Origin of the sequence: Vibrio sp. ArtGut-C1 (genome assembly GCF_002105475.1) — a bacterium.
GTDB classification, from domain to species: domain Bacteria; phylum Pseudomonadota; class Gammaproteobacteria; order Enterobacterales; family Vibrionaceae; genus Vibrio; species Vibrio diabolicus.
Genome location: NZ_NCTH01000008.1, coordinates 118512 through 139160, shown reverse-complemented (window position 1 = coordinate 139160; position 20649 = coordinate 118512). Strand labels below are relative to the sequence as shown.

The window sequence follows — 20649 nt, the reverse complement described above, 5'->3', positions numbered from 1 at the left end:
GGAATTAGAGGTATAGGTCATGAAAAGACGCTATAGCAGTGATAGCAGTGATGAAACCGCTATCGATATGACACCGATGCTCGACATCGTATTTATCATGTTGATCTTCTTTATCGTAACAACATCGTTCGTAAAAGAAGCAGGTCTGGAAGTAAACCGTCCGACGGCAAGCTCAGCGCAAACCGTTAAGAAAGGTAACATCATGGTCGCAGTTGGTGCGGCGGGTGATGTTTGGGTTGATAAACGCCGCATCGAAGTGGACGCGGTTCGCGCGAACATTGAACGTCTTCGTGCAGAAAGTCCTGATGGCGCAGTTGTTATCCAAGCCGACACTGAAGCAAATGCTGGCGTAGTCGTGAAGGTTATGGACCAGATCAAAATGGCAGGTGTAGAAAGCATCTCCATTGCCGCAACCAATAAGGATTAAGCTTATGCGGTATCTGGCCTCAATTGCACTGGCGCTCATTGTCTCCCTCGGGTTGTTCTGGGGGATGGACAAGCTAGTAAACAAAGAGCGCCACGAGTTAGTGTCGAATGATGACCTGCGTATGGTCGAGTTTATTCGCATTAAACCAGAAGAAAAAATACAGGAGAAAAAACGCGAACTTCCAAAACCACCACCACCTAAGCGTCCGCCGCCGCCACCAGAAATGAAAGTGACAGCGACAGTAAAACCGGTGATGGAGCAGACCCCAATGGACATGCCAAAACTTGACCTACCCGTAAATGTTACAGGTGGCTCGGTGCTTGGACATTATAGCCAGGGTGGAGGTGCACAATTAGCGGGTAGCGGAGGTCCGACCCCTCTTGCAACATTCCAGCCTCAAATGCCTAGAAAGGCTGCGAAAGCAGGAATTGAAAAAGGGGTTGTCTTACTAGAGTTTACTGTAAATGCACGTGGTGCCGTAGAGGACATCAAAGTTCTTAAAGAGCAACCACGACGCTTAGGCCTCGGTCGAGCGGCAAGAAAAACAGTCTCTAAATGGACATTTAAACCAAAATTGGTTGACGGGAAACCTGTTAGCTCGCGCCTATCGCAAGAAATAGAGTTCTCAACCAATTAAGGAGTCACGATGAAAAGTTTATGGAAAAGCAAAGTGGCTTCTTTAATTCTCTTCGCAGGAGTGGCATTTGCCGCTCCTACGATGGCAAAAGAAGCTCCTCAGTTATCAGATCGGACATTTCGAACCGTCAACAAAGTGCAAGAGTTGATCGCAACTGAAAAATATTCAGCGGCGAAAGAAAAACTAGCAAGCGCTTTAGAAAGCACAAGTTCGAAAAAATACGACCGAGCAGTTTTACTTCAGCAAACGGGCTTTTTGTATTCGCTACAAGACAATTATGTGCAAGCCGCGAAATACTTTGCCGAAGCATTAAAGCTCGATGCGCTTCCCGTTCCAGTCGCTCAACAAGTTCGCTACAGCTTAGCTCAGCTTTACCTAGCTGAAGAGAAGTACACGTTGTCTGTAAAAACGATGAAGGAATGGTTCAAGGTAGCAGAAACAACCAAAGAAAAACCTCAAGCTCATGCTTATATCACGTTAGCAAGCGCTTATGTCCAGTTGGAAGATTACAGAAATGCAATCCCACCAACCAAAAAAGCAATTGCGATGAGCAAGAACCCAAGTGAGTCTTGGTACTTAATTCTCGTTGCCTCTCACTACGAGTTAGGCCAGCTGAAAAGCGTTGCCAGTGTGCTAAAAACCCTTACTTCAAAGTACCCTCAGAAAAAGCGTTACTGGATGCAACTTTCTGGCGTTTATATGGAGTTGGGTCAAGAGCAAAACTCTTTAGCAACCTTAGAAATGGTTTACAAAATGGGGAAACTGGAAGGAGAGAAAGAGTACTTACGTTTTGTAAACTTCTTAGCTTACCAAGGTATTCCATATAAAGCGGCCAAAACTCTTGAGAAGGAGATGGCAGCTGGAAACATTGAAAAGACGAAGGAAAACTATGATCGCTTGGCCAGCTTCTGGCAGCAAGCTAAAGAGCTAGATAAATCGATTCTCGCTTATAAAAAGTCATATAACATCGCTCCTTCTGCTAAAACGCAAATTCAGATTGCTCGCTTAATGGTACAAGACAAGCAGTATTCTGAAGCGACTCGCTTTGTAGAAAACGCAGCATCGAATGCCTCTAAAGAGCAAAAGGCAGAACTTGAATACATTCGCGGAATGGCCTATTTCGAGCTTAAGCAGCCACAAAAGGCCTTACAGGCAATGAAAGGCGCGGCTCAATCGCCAAAATTTAGGTCTACCGTTAGCCCTTGGATAAATTTCCTAGAATCCCAAGGATAATTTGAAGATTAAGTGTGAGTCAGTCGCACGCCTGGGGAAGTGAAAGCTTCCCCTTTTTTCGTTTGTTTTTGCGCATGCGAGCTCTTTTCAACATTTAAGTAAGACGAAAAGATCAACTGGTAACAAAATAGAGATCATGATACTCTTCGCCTCCATTTTTCTGGCGGAATTATCACCAATATCCATCCCTTTGGTGGTTGATTTATCATTGCCAGTGCTATCGTTATAAGAATGTCGGACTTTCCTTCGGCACTCAATCAATCCAATCAAAAGTGGAACAGTACAATGGGCAAAGGTACTCTCTATATCGTATCTGCACCTAGCGGCGCAGGTAAATCTAGCTTGATCTCAGCGATGTTGGAACGCAATCCAACCTACGCAATGAAAGTGTCTGTGTCTCATACCACGCGTAACATGCGACCTGGTGAAGAAAATGGTGTCCACTACCATTTTGTAGCGAAAGATGAGTTTGAAGCCCTGATCGCTAAAGGTGATTTCCTAGAATACGCAGAAGTGTTTGGCAATTATTACGGCACCTCTCGTGTGTGGATTGAAGAAACGCTAAATAAAGGTATCGACGTTTTTCTAGATATCGACTGGCAAGGCGCACGCCAAATCCGTGAGCAAATGCCTGAAGCCAAAAGCATCTTCATCCTGCCACCATCAAACGGTGAGCTAGAGCGTCGCTTGAACACTCGTGGTCAAGATAGCGATGAAGTGATCGCAAAACGTATGGCTGAAGCCAAGTCAGAAATCTCTCATTACAGCGAATACGACTACGTGATCGTAAACGACGATTTTGATACCGCTTTGATGGACTTTAAAGCCATCTTGCGTGCAGAGAGATTGAAGGAAGAAAAGCAAGCTGCTAAATATAAAGGTATGCTTGACGCGTTGTTAGCAGAGTAACTTCAAAAAAGTCACGCTGTAAAACATAAAGAATTTCTCGTTTTTTGCTCAGTGCGAAAAACACAATAAACTACCTGAGAAAGTCCACAAACGGTGGCTTGTCTAATTGCTAGTAAATAAAGTAGTTAGGTTGTATACTTTCTCGTCATTCTAAAATTTTAGTTAACTATTTGGAGTCCTCATGGCACGCGTAACTGTTCAAGACGCTGTTGAAAAAGTTGGCAACCGTTTCGACCTAGTACTGATTGCGGCTCGCCGCGCTCGTCAAATGCAAACTGGCGGTAAAGATGCACTAGTGCCAGAAGAGAACGATAAGCCAACGGTTATCGCTCTACGCGAAATCGAAGAAGGTTTAATTACTAAAGAAGTTCTAGACGCTCGTGAACGTCAAGAACAGCAAGAGCAAGAAGCGGCAGAGCTAGCGGCAGTAAGCAGCATCGCTCACAACCGTTAATTCTGACTTTAGAATTCAACAACCTCCCGGGCCTATAATTTGTATCTATTCGATAGCCTCAAAGACGTTGCCCAAGAATACCTAACAGAGCCTCAGATTGAGGCTCTGCGTCAATCTTATGTGGTAGCGAGAGATGCCCATGAAGGGCAAACCCGCTCTAGCGGTGAACCATACATCATCCACCCTGTCGCTGTGGCTCGTATCTTGGCCGAAATGCGCCTTGATATCGAGACCCTCCAAGCTGCTTTGCTGCATGACGTCATTGAAGACTGTGATGTAACTAAAGAAGATCTCGAAGAGAAATTCGGCAACACTGTCGCAGAGTTGGTTGATGGTGTATCTAAACTGGACAAACTCAAATTCCGCGATAGGAAAGAGGCTCAGGCCGAGAACTTTCGTAAGATGGTTCTGGCCATGGTGCAAGATATCCGCGTCATTCTGATCAAACTGGCTGACCGCACGCACAACATGCGTACGCTTGGCGCGCTTCGACCAGATAAAAAGCGTCGTATTGCTCGTGAAACGTTAGAGATTTACGCGCCACTCGCTCATCGTCTTGGTATTCACAATATCAAAACCGAACTCGAAGAGCTGGGCTTTGAAGCGCTATATCCCAACCGCTACCGCGTACTAAAAGAAGTGGTAAAAGCGGCACGCGGCAATCGTAAAGAGATGATCCAACGCATTCACAGCGAAATAGAAGGCCGTCTGCAAGAATTCGGCTTGAATGCTCGCGTCGTTGGTCGTGAGAAAAACCTGTTCTCTATCTACAACAAGATGAAAACCAAAGAACAGCGCTTTCACACCATCATGGATATCTATGCGTTCCGAGTCGTTGTTGATACCGCTGATACTTGTTATCGCGTTTTAGGCCAAGTACACAGCTTGTATAAGCCACGTCCTGGTCGCATGAAAGATTACATCGCGGTACCAAAGGCGAACGGCTACCAGTCGCTACATACTTCTATGGTTGGCCCACACGGCGTACCTGTTGAAGTTCAGATCCGTACTGAAGATATGGATCAAATGGCAGACAAAGGTGTCGCGGCACACTGGTCTTACAAAGACAAAGGCGACAAGTCTGGCACCACTGCGCAAGTGAAAGCTCAGCGTTGGATGCAAAGCCTGTTAGAGCTACAACAAAGCGCGGGTAACTCATTCGAATTCATTGAAAACGTAAAATCCGATCTTTTCCCAGATGAGATTTACGTCTTCACACCAAAAGGTCGTATCGTTGAATTGCCTTTAGGCGCAACGGCTGTCGACTTTGCCTATGCCGTACATACCGATGTAGGCAACTCTTGTGTTGGTGCTCGTGTTGACCGTAACCCTTACCCATTGAGTAAGGCATTGAAAAACGGTCAGACGGTGGAAATTATCAGTGCCCCTGGTGCGCGTCCGAATGCGGCATGGCTGAACTATGTCGTGACTTCTCGTGCCCGCACTAAGATTCGTCAAGTACTGAAAACGATGCGTCGTGAAGAGTCGATTACTTTAGGTCGTCGCCTACTTAATCACGCACTTGGCCGCCACTCGATTGATTCAATTTATCCAGAAAATATCCAAGAAGTCTTGAATGATCTTCGCCTAGAAAGCATCGATGATTTATTGGCTGCTATTGGATTGGGTGAGTTGATGAGCATTGTGATCGCACGTCGTCTCCTTGGTGACACCGAAGAACTCACGACAACAAGCTCAATCCCAACGGACTCGAAGAAGAAGCTTCCGATTCGTGGCGCAGAAGGCTTATTGCTGACGTTTGCAAATTGTTGTCATCCTATCCCAGATGATCACATTATTGCTCACGTATCGCCTGGTCGTGGTTTGGTTGTTCACCGAGAAACATGTCCGAACGTTCGCGGTTATCAGAAAGAGCCAGACCGTTATATGGCTGTCGCTTGGTCTGACGACTACGATAAAGAGTTCATTGCTGAACTTAAAGTCGACATGCTTAACAACCAAGGTGCTCTTGCAGAACTGACCAACGTGATCTCGAAAACAGGGTCAAACATTCATGGTCTTTCAACGGAAGAGCGTGATGGTCGTTTGTACACTGTGACTGTGCTGTTGACGACGAAAGATCGCGTCCACCTTGCTGGCATCATGCGTAAGATTAAGGCAATGCCTCAAGCAACCCGAGTCAGACGCAGAAAGAACTAACCTCTATCGCCACCTACTCTGTTAGGTGGCGATTTTTTATACCTCAATAAATATGAACCTAGAACGTTACAACCGCATTCACCAAGTCCTAAAAACTCGCCAAACTGATCTGACACTTTGTCTCGAAGAAGTGCATAAGCCAAACAACGTCTCTGCCGTGATCCGCACCGCTGACGCGACAGGTTTACACAAAGTTCATGCCATTTGGCCTGACAAAATGCGTACGCTGAGCCATACCTCAGCTGGCGCGCGTAACTGGGTTGAAGTGGATACTCACGATTCGATTGAAACTGCGATTACCGAACTTAAAACGCAAGGTATGCAGGTTTTGGTGACCAACCTTTCGGACACCGCCGTCGACTTTCGCGAAATCGACTATACCAAACCAACGGCAATCATTTTAGGCAGCGAAAAAGTTGGCGCTTCAGAGCAAGCCAAACAACTTGCCGATCAAGACATAATTATCCCGATGGTGGGCATGGTGCAGTCACTAAACGTATCGGTCGCCAGTGCCGTAATTTTGTATGAAGCGCAACGTCAACGTGAAGCCGCAGGCATGTACGACCGAGAAGAAAGCGCTCTACCTAAAGAGACAATCAACCGTATTCTCTTTGAACGTGGTCACCCAGTGCTGGCAAAAGTCGCGAAACGCAAAAGGCTCGCTTACCCGCCACTCGATGACGAAGGCCAAATCATCGCCGATGATGCGTGGTGGCAAGAGATGCAAAGCAAGTAACAGACTTTCGTCATCCTGAACAGCGACGAAGGAGCGTGATTCAGGATCTAATTCTCAAATATACAGATGCTGATAGTGTTAACTTCAACGACATACTTGTTGGAAATAGATTCCTGATGTCGCTAGGCTCCTCGGAATGACAGGTTATCAGTCAGATCATGACACTAACTAAAGCATGACTATTTTTTCCTGTACAAAAACACAGCTCCATGGTTAACATACTGCTATGTTAACCATTTTCTTGAGCCCTCTATGTCCGCCCAAATGTTATCTGCCGTCCCATTAACCTCCCTTTCTGGGGTTGGCGCGAAAGTCGCAGAAAAACTCGCCAAAGTTGGCTTACATAGCGTTCAAGATTTGCTGTTTCATCTTCCACTGCGCTACGAAGATCGTACCCGTATTTATCCTATTGCTAAACTGCATGCTGGCCTTTGGGCGGCCGTGCAAGGCAAGGTCATGGCAGTCGACACCATCTTCGGTAAGCGCAAAATGTTAACGGTAAAAATCAGCGACGGTAATGGCACTATCACGCTGCGCTTTTTCAACTTTACCGCGGCCATGAAGAACAATTTCACACAAGGTAAGTTAGTACATGCTTACGGTGAAATTAAGCGCGGTGGCATGGGCTTGGAAATTGTTCATCCTGACTACAAGTTTTACGTCAGCGATCAAAAGCCCGATGTAGAACAGAGCTTAACCCCTGTTTATCCCACTACAGATGGTTTACGCCAAATCACATTGCGCAACCTTACCGAACAAGCTTTAGCGCTGCTTGATAAAACCGCAGTGCAGGAATTACTTCCAGCCGGGCTGTATAACCATCAAATCACGATGTCGCAAGCGCTGCACACCATTCATCGCCCACCACCAACCATTAATTTAGATGAGTTTGACGAAGGCAAACATCCTGCTCAAATCCGCTTGATCATGGAAGAGTTGCTCGCACAAAACTTATCGATGCTGGCGGTGCGTAGCAAAGGCCAGAAGGATTCAGCGTTACCTCTCGGTCCTTGCAATAAACTAAAAACGCAGCTTTTAGCCCAACTGCCTTTCTCTCCTACAAACGCTCAAACCCGAGTAGTACAAGAGATTGAAACCGATTTAGAAAAACCCCACCCAATGATGCGATTAGTGCAAGGCGATGTGGGATCGGGGAAGACGTTGGTTGCCGCTCTGGCCGCCGTTCGTGCCATTGAGCACGGCTATCAGGTGGCACTCATGGCACCAACCGAACTATTGGCTGAGCAACACGCGATCAACTTCGCCAACTGGTTTGAAACAATGGACATTCAAGTCGGTTGGTTAGCGGGCAAACTCAAAGGTAAGGCAAAGGAAGCCGAGCTGGCTCGCATTGCCAGTGGTGAAGCACAAATGGTAGTGGGTACTCACGCGCTATTCCAAGAGCACGTTGAATTTCATCACCTTGCTTTGGTCATCATTGATGAACAGCACCGCTTCGGTGTCCATCAGCGATTAGAGTTACGTGAAAAAGGCGCAAAACAAGGCGCCTACCCACATCAGTTGATCATGACGGCAACGCCTATTCCTCGCACGTTAGCGATGACCGCATACGCTGACCTGGAAACTTCCGTGATTGACGAACTGCCTCCGGGTCGAACGCCGATTCAAACCGTCGCCATTCCTGACACAAAACGTGACGCCATCGTCGAGCGTGTCCGAAATGCCTGTTTAAACGAAGGTAAGCAGGCATATTGGGTGTGTACTCTGATTGATGAGTCGGAAGTATTAGAAGCGCAAGCCGCGGCTGATACCGCTGAAGAGCTTCAACGTAAGCTACCGGACGTAAAAATTGGTCTAGTACACGGCCGAATGAAGCCGGCAGAGAAACTAGCGGTGATGCAAGATTTCAAAGACAATAAACTGCATTTGCTGGTCGCAACAACAGTGATTGAAGTTGGCGTGGATGTGCCAAACTCTAGCTTGATGATCATAGAAAACCCTGAACGTCTTGGTTTGGCACAATTACACCAGTTGAGAGGTCGCGTGGGCCGAGGTTCCGTTGCTAGCCATTGTGTGCTGCTGTACCACTCTCCACTGTCGAAAACCGCGCAAAAACGTCTCGGAGTACTACGTGAAAGTAACGATGGTTTCGTCATTGCACAAAAAGACTTAGAGATTCGTGGCCCAGGCGAACTCTTGGGTACAAAACAGACTGGTCTTGCTGATTTCAAAATCGCAGACTTAGTTCGAGATCAACGTCTGATTCCCGAAGTTCAGCGCATTGCGCGTCATATTCATGACAATTACCCGACTAACGCAACAGCAATTATTGATCGCTGGTTGGGGGAGCGGGATATTTACTCCAAAGCATAGTGATTAAAAGCGAGCCAAATGGCTCGTTTTTTAATACGCTAAAAACCAAAGCAATCGTTTGCTTTTTAGGTAGATCTCTCTATAATCGCGCACAAATTTTTAAGTGTGTTGCATCACACTCCACCAACCTGAGTTGACTCTGATTAACAGCAATCACAGGTAACGACGTCAACTCCACCCTGCTCTCCCATTCAGCGAGATCTGGGAATATATTGCGACTAGCGAGACAAACAATGACAACTTCAAACCGATCTTCGGAACTGGTTTATCAACTCAATGATCGACCACCTTTGCCTCAAACCATTTTTGCCGCACTTCAGCACTTATTGGCGATGTTCGTCGCGGTTATCACTCCGTCACTGATCATCTGTCAGTCTTTGGGTGTACCAGCAGACCAAACGAATACCATCATCAGCATGTCTTTATTTGCGTCAGGCGTGTCTTCGTTTATTCAAATTCGCACCTTTGGCCCAATTGGCTCTGGTTTACTCTCTGTTCAAGGCACCAGCTTTAACTTTTTAGGCCCTATTATTGGTGCAGGCCTATCGCTGAAAGCTGGTGGTGCAGACATCAGCACCATGATGGCAGCCATTTTTGGTACGATTTTAGTCGCATCATTTGCAGAAATTTTCCTATCTCGCGTATTAGAGCATGCTCGTCGCATTATCACTCCGCTCGTTTCAGGCATTGTCGTCACTCTTATCGGCCTCACACTGATTCAGGTCGGCTTAGTATCAATGGGCGGTGGCTACGCAGCATTAAATGAAGGCACATTCGGCAGCTTAGACAAACTTGCGCTCGCAGGAACGGTACTTGGCTTAATTGTGATATTAAACCGCTCTAAAAACCCATACATCCGTGTGGCTTCGATTGTGATTGCGATGCTAGTAGGCTACATCATGGCGTATTTTATGGGGATGGTAGATACTTCTCAGCTAGGCACAACCGAGCTTGTAGCACTACCGGTACCAATGCAATATGGCTTATCGTTTGACTGGTCTCTGTTCATTCCGCTGGTGCTGATTTTCTTTATTACCGCACTAGAAGCCATCGGCGATATTACCGCCACATCCGAAGTGTCTGGCGAGCCAGTCAAAGGCCCAGTGTACATGAAACGCATTAAGGGTGGTGTACTAGCAGACGGCTTAAACTCTGCAATCGCAGCCGTGTTTAACAGTTTCCCGAACTCCACCTTTAGCCAGAATAACGGCATCATCATGCTAACAGGGGTCGCGAGCCGTTACGTGGGTTACTTTATTTCTGGCATGTTAGTGATTCTTGGCTTGTTTCCTGGTGTCGCTAGCTTTGTTCAGCTGATTCCTGAGCCAGTACTTGGCGGCGCAACGATTGTCATGTTTGGTACGATTGCTGCCGCTGGTGTACGTATTATCTCTCGTGTTGAGCTCGATCGCCGCGCAATTCTGATCATGGCCTTATCCTTCTCAATGGGGCTTGGTATCGCGCAAAAACCAGAGATTCTGCAATTCATGCCAGAATTTATTAAGAGTATTTTCTCCACTGGCGTTGCTGCAGGTGGTATCACAGCGATCATTTTAAACCTACTTCTGCCAGAGAAACTGGAAGACGAAGATGAACTTCCTCAAGAAGTGAAAGAGTCTTAATAAGATTGTAGAGAAAAGCAAAGCCCAACCTGTTTAGGTTGGGCTTTTTGTTTTAAATGGTACAGTCACCGACTTACTTGGTAGGAAAGCTGATTTGAGCGATTAAACCGCCTTCACTGCGATTACGCATCACCACAGAGCCTGAGTGCTGGCTGATTATACGCTTCACTATCGCCAGCCCAAGCCCTGTACCTTCACTGCCACGAGCTGTATCACCACGCGTAAAGGGTTCAAATAATTTTGCGATTTGAGAATGCTCGATACCCGGTCCGTTGTCTTCTACCGATATCCACACTAGCTGCTTATCTGCCGTCACACCGGTACTGATTTTGACCCAGCCATTGCCGTAACGCAGTGCATTGACAACTAAATTACTGATCGCCCGTTTAATCGCAATGGCGCTTCCTTTGGCTGGTGGCAGGTTAGGATTAAGATCCGTTTCAATTTCAGCCTCATAACCACCTTCCGAACTGGCTACATCACTGGCAATCGTACTGATATCTACAGGTTCAAACGATTCTTTGTTCACCGGTTTGAGGTAGTCCATAAACTGGCTAATGATCTCATTACACTCTTCCGTATCGCTAATGATCCCTTCAGCAAGGTAGCTGTCCTCGGGAGACATCATTTCTGTCGCTAAGCGAATGCGCGTCAGCGGTGTTCGCAAGTCATGGCTAATCCCCGCCATTAATAGGGCGCGATCTTCTTCGAGCTCCTGAATGCCTTTGGACATTTGATTAAACGCTCGGGTTACAGAGCGAATCTCCGATGCGCCTTTTTCTGCCAACGGTGGCGGGATTTCACCCCGACCGACGTCTTTCGCGGCTCTCTCTAAAGCCAAAAGTGGGCGGTTTTGTAAACGAATAAACAACCAACCACCAGCAATGATCAGCAGCGCCATAATCAAGCTGTTACGAAACAGCGGTGCAAAATCTTCTTCTTGCAGCTCAGATAAAGGAATACGAATGATGGAGTTCGGCAACTTTTCGATGTGCATCCACAAGATGTAACTTTCATCGCCAAGCAATAAGCGCACTTCGGTGGGCGAGCCTAGCTCTTGGCTCATTTCTTCAGACATCAAATCAATCGACATCGCGTGATGAAATTCAACCGCTTTATCGCTGTCGAGGCTGTGAACCGTCACCCCCAGCCTTTCTAATAATTGACGTCTCAGCGGTGCATCAGATTTTAATGGCCCTTCATCATCAAGCACCAAATTGAGCTCATGGGCTAGAATTTTATTGAACTGCTGCAAACTCGGCATCAACGCGTAGTTAAAAACGGCGTAGTAAGAGAAAACTTGGCTAGCGAGGAGCAAAGAGATGAACAGTAGGATAGATTGTGTCAGTGAACTTCGGATGCGCATGGAACGTTCCTGGTGGTCCTAATCGCGAAATTTCAGCCTTCGAAGGGAAGGACTTGAAGGCTGAAGTTGCTATAGCCAAGTGCTGGCTATGGAGTGAGGAGATTACACCTCTTTGCCGTCTGGGACGAAAACGTAACCTAACCCCCACACGGTTTGAATGTAGCGTGGCTTGCTTGGATCGTCTTCTAACATGCGACGCAAACGTGAGATTTGCACGTCAATAGAACGTTCCATCGCAGAATATTCACGGCCACGTGCCATGTTCATCAATTTGTCTCGTGACATCGGCTCTCGCGCATTCGTCACGAGCGCTTTCAGGACAGCAAACTCTCCTGAGGTCAGTGGCATTGCCTCGTCACCGCGGAACATCTCGCGAGTGCCTAGATTGAGTCGGAACTCACCAAACTCCACTACTTTTTCTTCGGTGCTTGGCGCGCCCGGCAACTCTACGGTTTGACGGCGTAATACGGCTTTAATGCGAGCGAGTAATTCACGTGGGTTAAATGGTTTTGGCAAATAATCATCCGCCCCCACTTCCAGACCCACAATGCGGTCCACTTCATCACCTTTCGCGGTGAGCATTAAGATTGGCAGCATGTTGTTTGCATGGCGTAGGCGACGACAAATCGACAAACCGTCTTCACCTGGCAACATTAGGTCCAGCACCATTAAGTGAAAGTTTTCGCGCGTTAGTAGGCGATCCATCTGTTCGCCATTGGCGACACTTCGGACCTGAAAACCTTGCTCAGAAAGGTAACGCTCCAATAGAGCACGTAAACGAGCATCGTCATCAACCACTAAAATTTTATGATTTTCTTGCATTGAAACATCCTTTCAGAAGCATCTATTGTCGAAAATGTATCACTGTTTTTCCTAACGTGCTCAAGCAAATTGTTACTCTTTTTATCTTAAGCGCTTTATTTTCTCTCTAGTAGGTATTTTCAGCACCTACTATTGGCCATAATTCCATTCCAGTTCACGTTTGGCCTCAAGTAACTCTTGTTGTGCTTCTGCCAATTTGTGACGTTTTTTCTCGATTTTGTCTGCTTTCCCTGAGCGCTGCGCTTCCGCTAGTTCTTGCTCACGCTCCTCAACGTCTCGCGCCTTTTCGTCCACTTCCGCTTGCAGCTCTTGACGCAGTTCACCTTCCGAGCATTCATTCTGGATAGCGGTAAGTGCCTGTTCTAAGCCTTTAATTCGATGTTCATTACCTTGTGCTTTCGCATACTCAAGCTGCTGTTCTACCGCTAACTCTTTGGCGTCACAGCCTTTCACTTCATCTTGAGCAAAAACTGAGAGTGAGAATCCTATTGTTAGTGCAGCACCACACATGACTGCTTTGTTCATTTTACTTCTCCGATAAAGGCACCATGCCTTTGTATCCAATAAGCTGACGTTGAGACTCAAGTCACTTCTAGTGAACTTCAAGAGACTTGAATCAGTGATAAAGCCTCAGTCTTCCAAGGCTGGTTTGTTGTATTCAATCGAGTTAATGAACCACTCTTTTTCACCTTCTGGGGTGCGTACCGTGAATTCTTCATCCACTTGCTTTTTCAACATCGCTCGCGCCATAGGTGAATCGATAGAGATGTAGTCTTTCGCATCTCCATAAATCTCTTCAGGCCCAACTATGCGGAACTTCTTCACCTCTCCAGCCTCATTTTCTATTTCAACCCAAGCACCAAAAAAGACTTTGCCTTCTTGCTGCGGAGAATAGTCAACGATCGTGACTTCAGGCAGAAACTTGCGAAGAAATCGAACACGACGATCGATCTGACGAAGCAGACGTTTGTTGAAGGTGTAATCCGCATTTTCTGAGCGATCGCCCAGGCTCGCCGCCCAAGTGACGATTTTGGTGATTTCAGGACGCTTTTCATTCCAAAGGTAATCATGCTCTTGTTTGAGTTTGTTATAACCTTCACGGGTAATCAGCTTAGTTTTCAAGTTAACTCCTATCTCAACTAAAAAATGCCGCTCTTGAGCAGCATTAAGGAGATGATATACCCAAAGCACTGGCTTCGTTCGGGCTTTGGGTATCAAGATAATAAGGCGGCCAGAGTGCTACTTTTCGTAATCTGGTTTTTGCGTCACGATGTAATTCGTATCACTCGAAACAACCGCGCCATGTTTTAGGAAGTTTTTACCTAAAATCATGCTGTAATGGAAGCGACCTCGGTCTTGCAAATTGACTCGGATCTTCTTCTCTAACTCGCCAAGCTTAACGTGCATTTCTACTACAGGCCGTTCGTTGGCCTTTTCTCCTTTTTTGGCCGTTATACGCATGACATCCACTACCTCACGGGTAAACGCTTTGGTCATGCCTAGATCGTTTTCATAAGTAAAGCTCACCATATCTTTACCATCTTTTTGAAAGCGCTTGATGTCCTTGGCATTAATCGAGCTCACGTCAGCACCAGTGTCCAATTTAACAGGGAAAGACATCCCTTCCACTTCAGCCACTTCGATATGACCAGCTTTGAAAAGTGGCCTTGCATCTAGTAAATGGTCGGCGCGAGTATTCAGCAGCACACCGCCTTTGGCGATATCATGACCAAAGACGAAAAATGGTTGCGTCTCGTCTGCATCTAGCACGTCGAGTGCAAATTCCATTGATGTCTCTTTGCTACCGAAAAGGAAATCGCCATCAACAACGGGACGCACAGTGCTACCCACTTTGAGCTTTTTCACCACAGGCTTGGTAATTTTTTCTTCTTTACCCTCATCGTTCATTAAATAAAACGTGACGGATTCATCCTTACCTTTTTCTGTTACTTCAAAGCCATTTACACGCAGCAATGGCGTTTTCACCGTAAACGTGGGGTAAGCAGGAACGGTATAACCATCAATGGTGACTTGTTCTTCCGGTGAAATCACGAGGGGCTTTGACTTGAGTGCGCTCTTGAACGTTTTTTCAACACCGCCCAATAGGTTTTCTCTGTCGGTATCAATCACAAAGTGTTGGCTCGCGACATCCTGACCCAAGCGAATTTGTGAACTGAACTTACTGCGGTCACGTAAATAGACTAACCAACGTTGAGTTTCGTTTTCGTCGATTTTCACTGGTAAGTAGACCAACGGACGCTCGCTTTTGGTGGTTTTCAGCATGCGTACCAAAGGTAACGTCATTGGATGGCGCTTGCCGTTTTCACCTTCTAGCGTGAAAGAAACTTCATTGTTCTTTTTATCAACCTTGATATCCAGTGCGTGAACGTTGGTGTAGCGGCTGGTGGTTGAGATGCTGATCTTGTATGGTACGCCCTCGACTTCAACCGTCTCTTTTTTGCCGATCATTTTTGCGCTTGGTTGCTCTTGAAGATAATCGTAGCCAGCGAATACCCACGCATTGTTATCGAGATAGGTTTTACCAATCAAGATAGGAGAAGAGAATTGCGTGCGCTTGGTCAGGTTCACTTCTGTATCAACGGTATGGCCTGCAATCGTCATCGGCATTTTTATTGTCGGGCGTAAAATAGGCTTTTTGCTTGTTCGACTACGAATGGCGCTCACTCGCTCCAGATCGTCGGTAATCTGTATTTCTTTTCCTGTGTAAGGATGAGGAACCGTAAAGCTCACCTTCACTTGATATGGTTTAAAAGTATCGGCATCCCACTTCGCCTTCGTCCCACCTAAATCATCGACAATCGCCCACAACAACTCGTTGTCTTTCAAGTTCTGGTAGTCAGGATGAGAGCTACTGACATGGATGTTCTCTGCATGCATAGACGTGGTGTCAGCACCAGTATCAATCTTGCCAATAAATGGTACCGCTTTTAGCTCTGGAATATCACTGTAGTAAACGCTCTCCACTCGTCCAAGCACCAACTTGTCATCAAGCTGATATACAGGGTCTTGTGTGGTTGCTGATATGGATTGTGCCCAACTAAGCGGGGCGACAAGTAAGGCACTCGTAAGCGCTAACGCCAAAGACATTTTTTTCATCATGATTATCCGTATAAGCCGAGGTACATTTAGTTATATCAATAACCGTGGATATAGGTTAGTCGATAGTTGCGGATATAAGTTCTCAATTTAATTACAGTTTTGACACAAATCTGACTGATGTCCACCAGCGCCCGGTAAATTTTTGTCTCGTTAATTTAAAACATTGCAAATTCTTCGAACGACCCCAATGTTCTATACAACCCAAACCGAATTGAAAGAGAAAACACGGATGAGCCAAGCTATCTGTCGTATGATTGCTCAAGAACTGAATGTTCGCCCTGAGCAAGTCAACGCCGCTGTCACCCTAATTGATGACGGTAACACCGTCCCTTTTATTGCACGTTACCGCAAAGAGGTGACGGGTGGCCTTGATGATACCCAACTGCGTACTCTGGACAGCCGTCTGTCTTACCTTCGTGAAATGGATGACCGCCGTCAAACCATTCTCAAATCGATCCAAGAGCAAGGCAAACTGACGCCTGAGCTTGAGCAAGAAATTATTCAAGCCGATAGCAAGACTCGTCTTGAAGACCTTTACTTACCTTATAAACCTAAACGCCGCACTAAAGGCCAAATCGCCATTGAAGCCGGCCTAGAACCGCTAGCTGACATGCTGTGGAATCATCCGCAAACCGAGCCAGAAAGCGAAGCAAGCAAATATCTTGATGCCGACAAAGGCATCACAGATACCAAAGCCGCCCTAGACGGTGCCCGTGCGATCATCATGGAACGCATTGCTGAAGACGCAAACTTACTGGAAAAAATCCGTAACCACTTAAATCGTAATGCGGAACTTGTCTCACGAGTCGTTGAAGGAAAAGAGCAAGAGGGTGAGAAGTTCAAAGATTACTTCAATCACAACGAACCGCTGAGCAAAGTCCCTTCTCACCGTGCACTTGCGATGTTACGCGGCCGCAATGAAGGCTTCCTGACTTTAGCCATGAACGCTGATCCAGAGCAGGAAGAAGGTGCTCGCCAATCTTACTGTGAAACCATCATTGCCGACCATTATGGCGTGACGTTAAGTAGCGCACCAGCAGATGCATGGCGCAAACAAGTGATCAGCTGGGCATGGCGCATCAAAGTATCGATGCACATGGAAACCGAGCTAATGGGCGCAATGAAAGAGCGTGCTGAAATTGAAGCGATTGAAGTATTTGCGACCAACCTAAAAGATTTGTTGATGGCGGCGCCAGCAGGCCCTCGTGCAACACTTGGTCTCGATCCTGGTCTGCGTACCGGTTCAAAAATCGCGGTTGTCGATTCAACGGGTAAAGTTCTCGCTACGGAAACCATCTACCCTCACCCTCCGCAAAAACAATACGACAAATCAGCGCAAATCGTTGACCAGTTAGTGCGTAAGTACAACGTGGATTTAATTGCGATTGGTAACGGCACGGCTTCTCGTGAAACCGATAGTTTTGTCGCAGACGTAATCAAACGCGGCAACCTAAAAGTTCAGAAAATCATCGTCAGCGAAGCAGGCGCATCGGTGTACTCGGCCTCTGAACTCGCAGCGAAAGAGTTCCCGAATATGGATGTATCACTGCGTGGTGCAGTGTCGATTGCGCGTCGTTTGCAAGATCCATTGGCTGAGCTCGTGAAAATCGATCCGAAATCGATCGGTGTGGGTCAATACCAGCACGATGTAAGCCAATCTATGTTGGCAAAACGCCTAGATGCGATTGTGGAAGACTGTGTAAACGCGGTTGGGGTTGATGTGAACACGGCTTCTGCCGCACTATTAACGCGTGTAGCGGGCTTATCAAGCACCATCGCGCAGAACATTGTCGACTTCCGCGACGAAAATGGCCGCTTCGAAGCACGTACGACGTTGAAGAAAGTACCTCGCTTGGGTCCTAAAGCGTTCGAACAGTGTGCGGGCTTCCTACGTATTATGGACGGCAAGAACCCACTTGATGCTTCAGCAGTCCACCCGGAAGCGTACCCAGTAGTCAAAGCAATTGCTGAGAAAAACAGTAAAGACATCAAGGCACTGATTGGTGACTCAGCATTCCTTAAAGGCTTACACGCTGTGGATTATACCGATGAACACTTTGGTGTCCCAACGGTTACCGATATCATCAAAGAACTGGATAAACCGGGTCGTGACCCACGTCCTGAATTCAAGACCGCTACGTTTGCAGAAGGCGTAAACTCAGTTTCTGATCTAGAACCGGGCATGATCCTAGAAGGCGTGGTGTCTAACGTAGCCAACTTTGGTGCCTTTGTTGATATCGGCGTTCACCAAGATGGTCTAGTACACATCTCTGCACTGACAGATCGTTATGTGTCGGATCCACGTGAAGTGGTGAAAGCGGGCGACATCGTAAAAGTGAAAGTGATGGAAGTGGACGTACAGCGTAAGCGTATTGGTCTATCGATGCGTATGAAAGACGAACCGGGTCAAGATAACCGAAGCCAACGCTCTTCAGCCGCACCGCGTCGTAATGACCAAGCACAACGTCGTCAGCCTCGCCGCGATGAGTCTTCATCGAACAGTGCAATGGGCGGTGCTTTTGCGGCAGCGTTTGCTAAAGCGAAAAAGTAATCTCGCCTAGGCTCACCGCTAACGAGCTTTCATAGCTAAAAAGAAAACGCTCCAATCAGTTCAATCTGCTTGGAGCGTTTTTGTTTGAGTAGGATATTGAGTCGTCATAATACTGCTATCACTTCTGACGGGGTATGGGGAGCGACTGCATGACCATAATGAAACTTGATCACCTTCCTGCGCTTTTCCATTAATCCTTCATTGATCGCAGCATCCAAAATGCGCTTTGGTAAGCGAAAACGAATTGCGTAGCCCTTACCTTGGTCTTCACTGTACGACTTGAGCGCAAGCAAACTAAAAAGCCGTTCTAGTGTATCTTCCGGCTCTTCTTGATAACGCGTGTCGACTTCTGTTTCCATGTCATAATCAGGATGCTCTGAAGGATCCCAAGAAGACTGACGTCGGCGCTTGTCATCGCCTTTTACTTTTCGCTCTGCATTGGTTTTGGCCAATGCGACCGTTGGCGTCACAGGCTCTCGGACTTTATTGTCGCGAGCTGCTTGTTCCGTCTGCACATTCACGGATGGGGCGATCAGTGGCACACTTACGTTGGTCGGTGACACAATCATTGCGAACCCTCCTCAGAGTCGCCCAACTCGTCAATATGGCTTAGCTTTATTGGCTAATAAAACCTCACCAACCTTTATGTCGACCACTTTTTAAACAGCTTGAGCTTTTTCCGCTCGTATTTGATTAATCGTGAGCAAACTCTCGAATTTGGGCACAAAACTCGTCATGTTCGGTCATAAAGGGCGCATGAGAGGACTGATTGAAAACAAACTGCTGGGTATGAGGTAACAGTTCACTTAAATCATTCGCCACTTTAATCGGCACCAATCCATCCAAACGACCATAAAGACGCAGCATTGGTACAGAAAGAGACGTCAACGCATCGCGCAGATCCACATCAGCAAGGATGTTTAGTCCAACCAACAGCGACTCAGGGTTTGGCTGAGGGCGCGACAGTACCGCTTGCTTGAGTTGTTTCACATCTTTGCGTGCAGATGGACTGCCCATCGCTTGCAACGCCATAAAGCGCTCAATGGTCAGTGAAAAATCTTCTAACAACTGAGAGGTGAACGCGCTCAGTACATTCGGTTGAATGCCGCGCCACGGTTTTTCTGCGGCAAATTTTGGTGAACTGGCAACCGTAATCAACTTAGCCACACGCTCGGGCATATTTAACGCCACATGCGTCGCCACTAAACCTCCGAGGGACCAACCAAGCCAAATCGCTTTCTTTGGCGCACTTTGCGCGACCAAGTTAGCAATATGGTCTAAATCTTCACCATGATGCTCGGCACTGTGTCCATAGCCCGGAAGGTCAACAACATGAACACGGAAATCGGTTTGAAGTGATTCGACGGTTTGCTGCCAAACCGCGCCATTCATACCCCAACCATGTAACAACACCAGATCAGGTCCTTCACCAAACGACTGCCAATGTAATTTCGTGCTCATGCTCTCAATCTCTCCCACTTATTTTATTCCCTACGCCATCAGCCAAGCGTTAGGCTGAGTAAAATATCACCATGAATAAGCGCTATGTTATCTCATCACTGGCAAAACATCATGCATCGCGTGTTGAGCAGTCAATGCGGTCTGTGTCGGTTCCCGATTCAAACACCAAACCACACGCATGCTCTGCGTTGGTGTGAGCACTGTTTACAACACCTAACTCCAATCAAGCGATGCCAACGTTGCGGTTTAACGTTACAGAAAGAAGAAATGAGTACGGATAGTATTTGTGGTGAATGCCTTTCAGAACCACCGCCATGGCAAAGACTATATACGTTAGGCGATTACGACTTTCCCCTTTCACGGGAAGTACAACGCTTTAAAGATCACGGAGAGTCTTGGCATGTAAAAGCACTAACCCAGCAACTGGCGCAGCACATTACAACACCAGCTCCAATCATTACCAGTGTACCATTGCACTGGCAGCGCTACCTACGCCGGGGATTTAATCAAAGTGATGTTTTAGCCCGACACCTCGCCCAGCAATTGAAAACCAATTTCGACGCGAAGGTCTTTCGCCGGGTCAGACTCGCCCAATCACAGCGCGGCAATACTAAAGCGAGCCGTGAACAAAACCTAAAAGGCGCATTTGTTCTCAATAAGCGACCGCCATCTTCCCACGTTGCCATCGTCGATGATGTGGTCACCACAGGCAGTACCGTCCGACAATTATGTCATTTACTACTTGAAGTTGGCGTAGAAAGCATCGATATTTACTGCATCTGCAGAACACCTGCTCCTCGTTCTCTCTAGATCGCTT

General features: G+C 46.9%; 18 protein-coding genes. 11 read left to right on the top strand and 7 right to left on the bottom strand.

Going from position 1 to position 20649, the window contains the following annotated elements; genetic code table 11:
- Positions 1-19 precede the first annotated feature (19 nt).
- The 9 genes from B7360_RS09570 to B7360_RS09530 all read left to right on the top strand — a co-directional run bounded on the left by B7360_RS09570 (position 20) and on the right by B7360_RS09530 (position 10512).
- Entirely contained in the window at positions 20-427 is a 408-nt protein-coding gene (locus tag B7360_RS09570) for a biopolymer transporter ExbD (protein WP_005379359.1), read from the top strand.
- Positions 428-431: 4 nt separating this feature from the next.
- Positions 432-1064 (top strand): energy transducer TonB, encoded by a 633-nt coding sequence (locus B7360_RS09565; RefSeq protein ID WP_006741809.1) that lies wholly within the window; start codon positions 432-434, stop codon positions 1062-1064.
- Positions 1065-1073: 9 nt separating this feature from the next.
- The gene (locus B7360_RS09560; protein ID WP_085343392.1) at positions 1074-2297 is read left to right on the top strand and encodes a lipopolysaccharide assembly protein LapB; all 1224 of its coding nucleotides are present in this window, start codon (positions 1074-1076) and stop codon (positions 2295-2297) included.
- Positions 2298-2582: 285 nt separating this feature from the next.
- The gene (gene gmk / locus B7360_RS09555) at positions 2583-3206 is read left to right on the top strand and encodes a guanylate kinase (RefSeq protein ID WP_005394946.1); all 624 of its coding nucleotides are present in this window, start codon (positions 2583-2585) and stop codon (positions 3204-3206) included.
- Positions 3207-3387: 181 nt separating this feature from the next.
- On the top strand, positions 3388-3660 hold the full coding sequence (gene rpoZ / locus B7360_RS09550; protein WP_005379346.1) for a DNA-directed RNA polymerase subunit omega: 273 nt from the start codon (positions 3388-3390) through the stop codon (positions 3658-3660).
- 39 nt (positions 3661-3699) lie between these two features.
- The gene (gene spoT / locus B7360_RS09545) at positions 3700-5820 is read left to right on the top strand and encodes a bifunctional GTP diphosphokinase/guanosine-3',5'-bis pyrophosphate 3'-pyrophosphohydrolase (protein ID WP_085343391.1); all 2121 of its coding nucleotides are present in this window, start codon (positions 3700-3702) and stop codon (positions 5818-5820) included.
- Between the two features lie 52 nt (positions 5821-5872).
- Positions 5873-6556 carry a tRNA (guanosine(18)-2'-O)-methyltransferase TrmH gene (gene trmH, locus B7360_RS09540; protein WP_085343390.1) on the top strand — a complete coding sequence of 228 codons (684 nt, stop codon included), beginning with the start codon at positions 5873-5875 and terminating at the stop codon, positions 6554-6556.
- A gap of 252 nt (positions 6557-6808) precedes the next feature.
- Complete coding sequence (recG, locus tag B7360_RS09535) at positions 6809-8890, top strand: ATP-dependent DNA helicase RecG (protein ID WP_085343389.1); 2082 nt, start codon at positions 6809-6811, stop codon at positions 8888-8890.
- A 233-nt stretch (positions 8891-9123) separates the two neighbouring features.
- Positions 9124-10512, top strand: a complete 1389-nt coding sequence (locus B7360_RS09530) for a uracil-xanthine permease family protein (RefSeq protein WP_047009401.1) — start codon at positions 9124-9126, stop codon at positions 10510-10512.
- Between the two features lie 73 nt (positions 10513-10585).
- Here the strand turns inward: B7360_RS09530 and envZ are convergent, their stop codons facing one another.
- From envZ to B7360_RS09505, 5 genes are all read right to left on the bottom strand, one after another.
- Complete coding sequence (gene envZ / locus B7360_RS09525) at positions 10586-11878, bottom strand: two-component system sensor histidine kinase EnvZ (RefSeq protein ID WP_047009400.1); 1293 nt, start codon at positions 11876-11878, stop codon at positions 10586-10588.
- A gap of 102 nt (positions 11879-11980) precedes the next feature.
- A complete protein-coding gene (gene ompR, locus B7360_RS09520) occupies positions 11981-12700 on the bottom strand; it encodes a two-component system response regulator OmpR (protein WP_005394960.1) in 720 nt (239 codons plus the stop codon).
- A 129-nt stretch (positions 12701-12829) separates the two neighbouring features.
- The gene (locus B7360_RS09515) at positions 12830-13225 is read right to left on the bottom strand and encodes a DUF1090 domain-containing protein (protein ID WP_085343388.1); all 396 of its coding nucleotides are present in this window, start codon (positions 13223-13225) and stop codon (positions 12830-12832) included.
- A 105-nt stretch (positions 13226-13330) separates the two neighbouring features.
- Positions 13331-13822 carry a transcription elongation factor GreB gene (gene greB, locus B7360_RS09510; RefSeq protein WP_005394962.1) on the bottom strand — a complete coding sequence of 164 codons (492 nt, stop codon included), beginning with the start codon at positions 13820-13822 and terminating at the stop codon, positions 13331-13333.
- Between the two features lie 117 nt (positions 13823-13939).
- Entirely contained in the window at positions 13940-15820 is a 1881-nt protein-coding gene (locus tag B7360_RS09505; protein ID WP_101911835.1) for a RimK/LysX family protein, read from the bottom strand.
- A gap of 229 nt (positions 15821-16049) precedes the next feature.
- Between B7360_RS09505 and B7360_RS09500 the strand changes: the two genes are divergently transcribed.
- A complete protein-coding gene (locus tag B7360_RS09500; protein WP_085343386.1) occupies positions 16050-18371 on the top strand; it encodes a Tex family protein in 2322 nt (773 codons plus the stop codon).
- 104 nt (positions 18372-18475) lie between these two features.
- Here the strand turns inward: B7360_RS09500 and B7360_RS09495 are convergent, their stop codons facing one another.
- Together B7360_RS09495 and bioH are read right to left on the bottom strand one after the other, a co-directional pair.
- Positions 18476-18940 (bottom strand): hypothetical protein, encoded by a 465-nt coding sequence (locus B7360_RS09495; RefSeq protein ID WP_005379316.1) that lies wholly within the window; start codon positions 18938-18940, stop codon positions 18476-18478.
- Positions 18941-19064: 124 nt separating this feature from the next.
- On the bottom strand, positions 19065-19832 hold the full coding sequence (bioH, locus tag B7360_RS09490; protein WP_085343415.1) for a pimeloyl-ACP methyl ester esterase BioH: 768 nt from the start codon (positions 19830-19832) through the stop codon (positions 19065-19067).
- Between the two features lie 84 nt (positions 19833-19916).
- On the opposite strand from bioH, the gene B7360_RS09485 reads away from it, so the two are divergent.
- Positions 19917-20642, top strand: coding sequence for a ComF family protein (locus tag B7360_RS09485; protein WP_085343385.1), 726 nt, complete (start codon positions 19917-19919; stop codon positions 20640-20642).
- Positions 20643-20649 lie beyond the last annotated feature (7 nt).

What these genes read in the sequence shown, in the direction of transcription:
- gmk (WP_005394946.1), top strand. Translation starts at nt 2,583, where the DNA reads ATGGGCAAAGGTACTCTCTATATCGTATCTGCACCTAGCGGCGCAGGT.
- envZ (WP_047009400.1), bottom strand. Translation starts at nt 11,878, where the DNA reads ATGCGCATCCGAAGTTCACTGACACAATCTATCCTACTGTTCATCTCT.
- ompR (WP_005394960.1), bottom strand. Translation starts at nt 12,700, where the DNA reads ATGCAAGAAAATCATAAAATTTTAGTGGTTGATGACGATGCTCGTTTA.
- B7360_RS09500 (WP_085343386.1), top strand. Translation starts at nt 16,050, where the DNA reads ATGAGCCAAGCTATCTGTCGTATGATTGCTCAAGAACTGAATGTTCGC.
- B7360_RS09515 (WP_085343388.1), bottom strand. Translation starts at nt 13,225, where the DNA reads ATGAACAAAGCAGTCATGTGTGGTGCTGCACTAACAATAGGATTCTCA.
- recG (WP_085343389.1), top strand. Translation starts at nt 6,809, where the DNA reads ATGTCCGCCCAAATGTTATCTGCCGTCCCATTAACCTCCCTTTCTGGG.
- B7360_RS09560 (WP_085343392.1), top strand. Translation starts at nt 1,074, where the DNA reads ATGAAAAGTTTATGGAAAAGCAAAGTGGCTTCTTTAATTCTCTTCGCA.
- bioH (WP_085343415.1), bottom strand. Translation starts at nt 19,832, where the DNA reads ATGAGCACGAAATTACATTGGCAGTCGTTTGGTGAAGGACCTGATCTG.
- B7360_RS09570 (WP_005379359.1), top strand. Translation starts at nt 20, where the DNA reads ATGAAAAGACGCTATAGCAGTGATAGCAGTGATGAAACCGCTATCGAT.
- B7360_RS09495 (WP_005379316.1), bottom strand. Translation starts at nt 18,940, where the DNA reads ATGATTGTGTCACCGACCAACGTAAGTGTGCCACTGATCGCCCCATCC.
- B7360_RS09485 (WP_085343385.1), top strand. Translation starts at nt 19,917, where the DNA reads ATGTTATCTCATCACTGGCAAAACATCATGCATCGCGTGTTGAGCAGT.
- rpoZ (WP_005379346.1), top strand. Translation starts at nt 3,388, where the DNA reads ATGGCACGCGTAACTGTTCAAGACGCTGTTGAAAAAGTTGGCAACCGT.
- B7360_RS09505 (WP_101911835.1), bottom strand. Translation starts at nt 15,820, where the DNA reads ATGATGAAAAAAATGTCTTTGGCGTTAGCGCTTACGAGTGCCTTACTT.
- B7360_RS09530 (WP_047009401.1), top strand. Translation starts at nt 9,124, where the DNA reads ATGACAACTTCAAACCGATCTTCGGAACTGGTTTATCAACTCAATGAT.
- trmH (WP_085343390.1), top strand. Translation starts at nt 5,873, where the DNA reads ATGAACCTAGAACGTTACAACCGCATTCACCAAGTCCTAAAAACTCGC.
- B7360_RS09565 (WP_006741809.1), top strand. Translation starts at nt 432, where the DNA reads ATGCGGTATCTGGCCTCAATTGCACTGGCGCTCATTGTCTCCCTCGGG.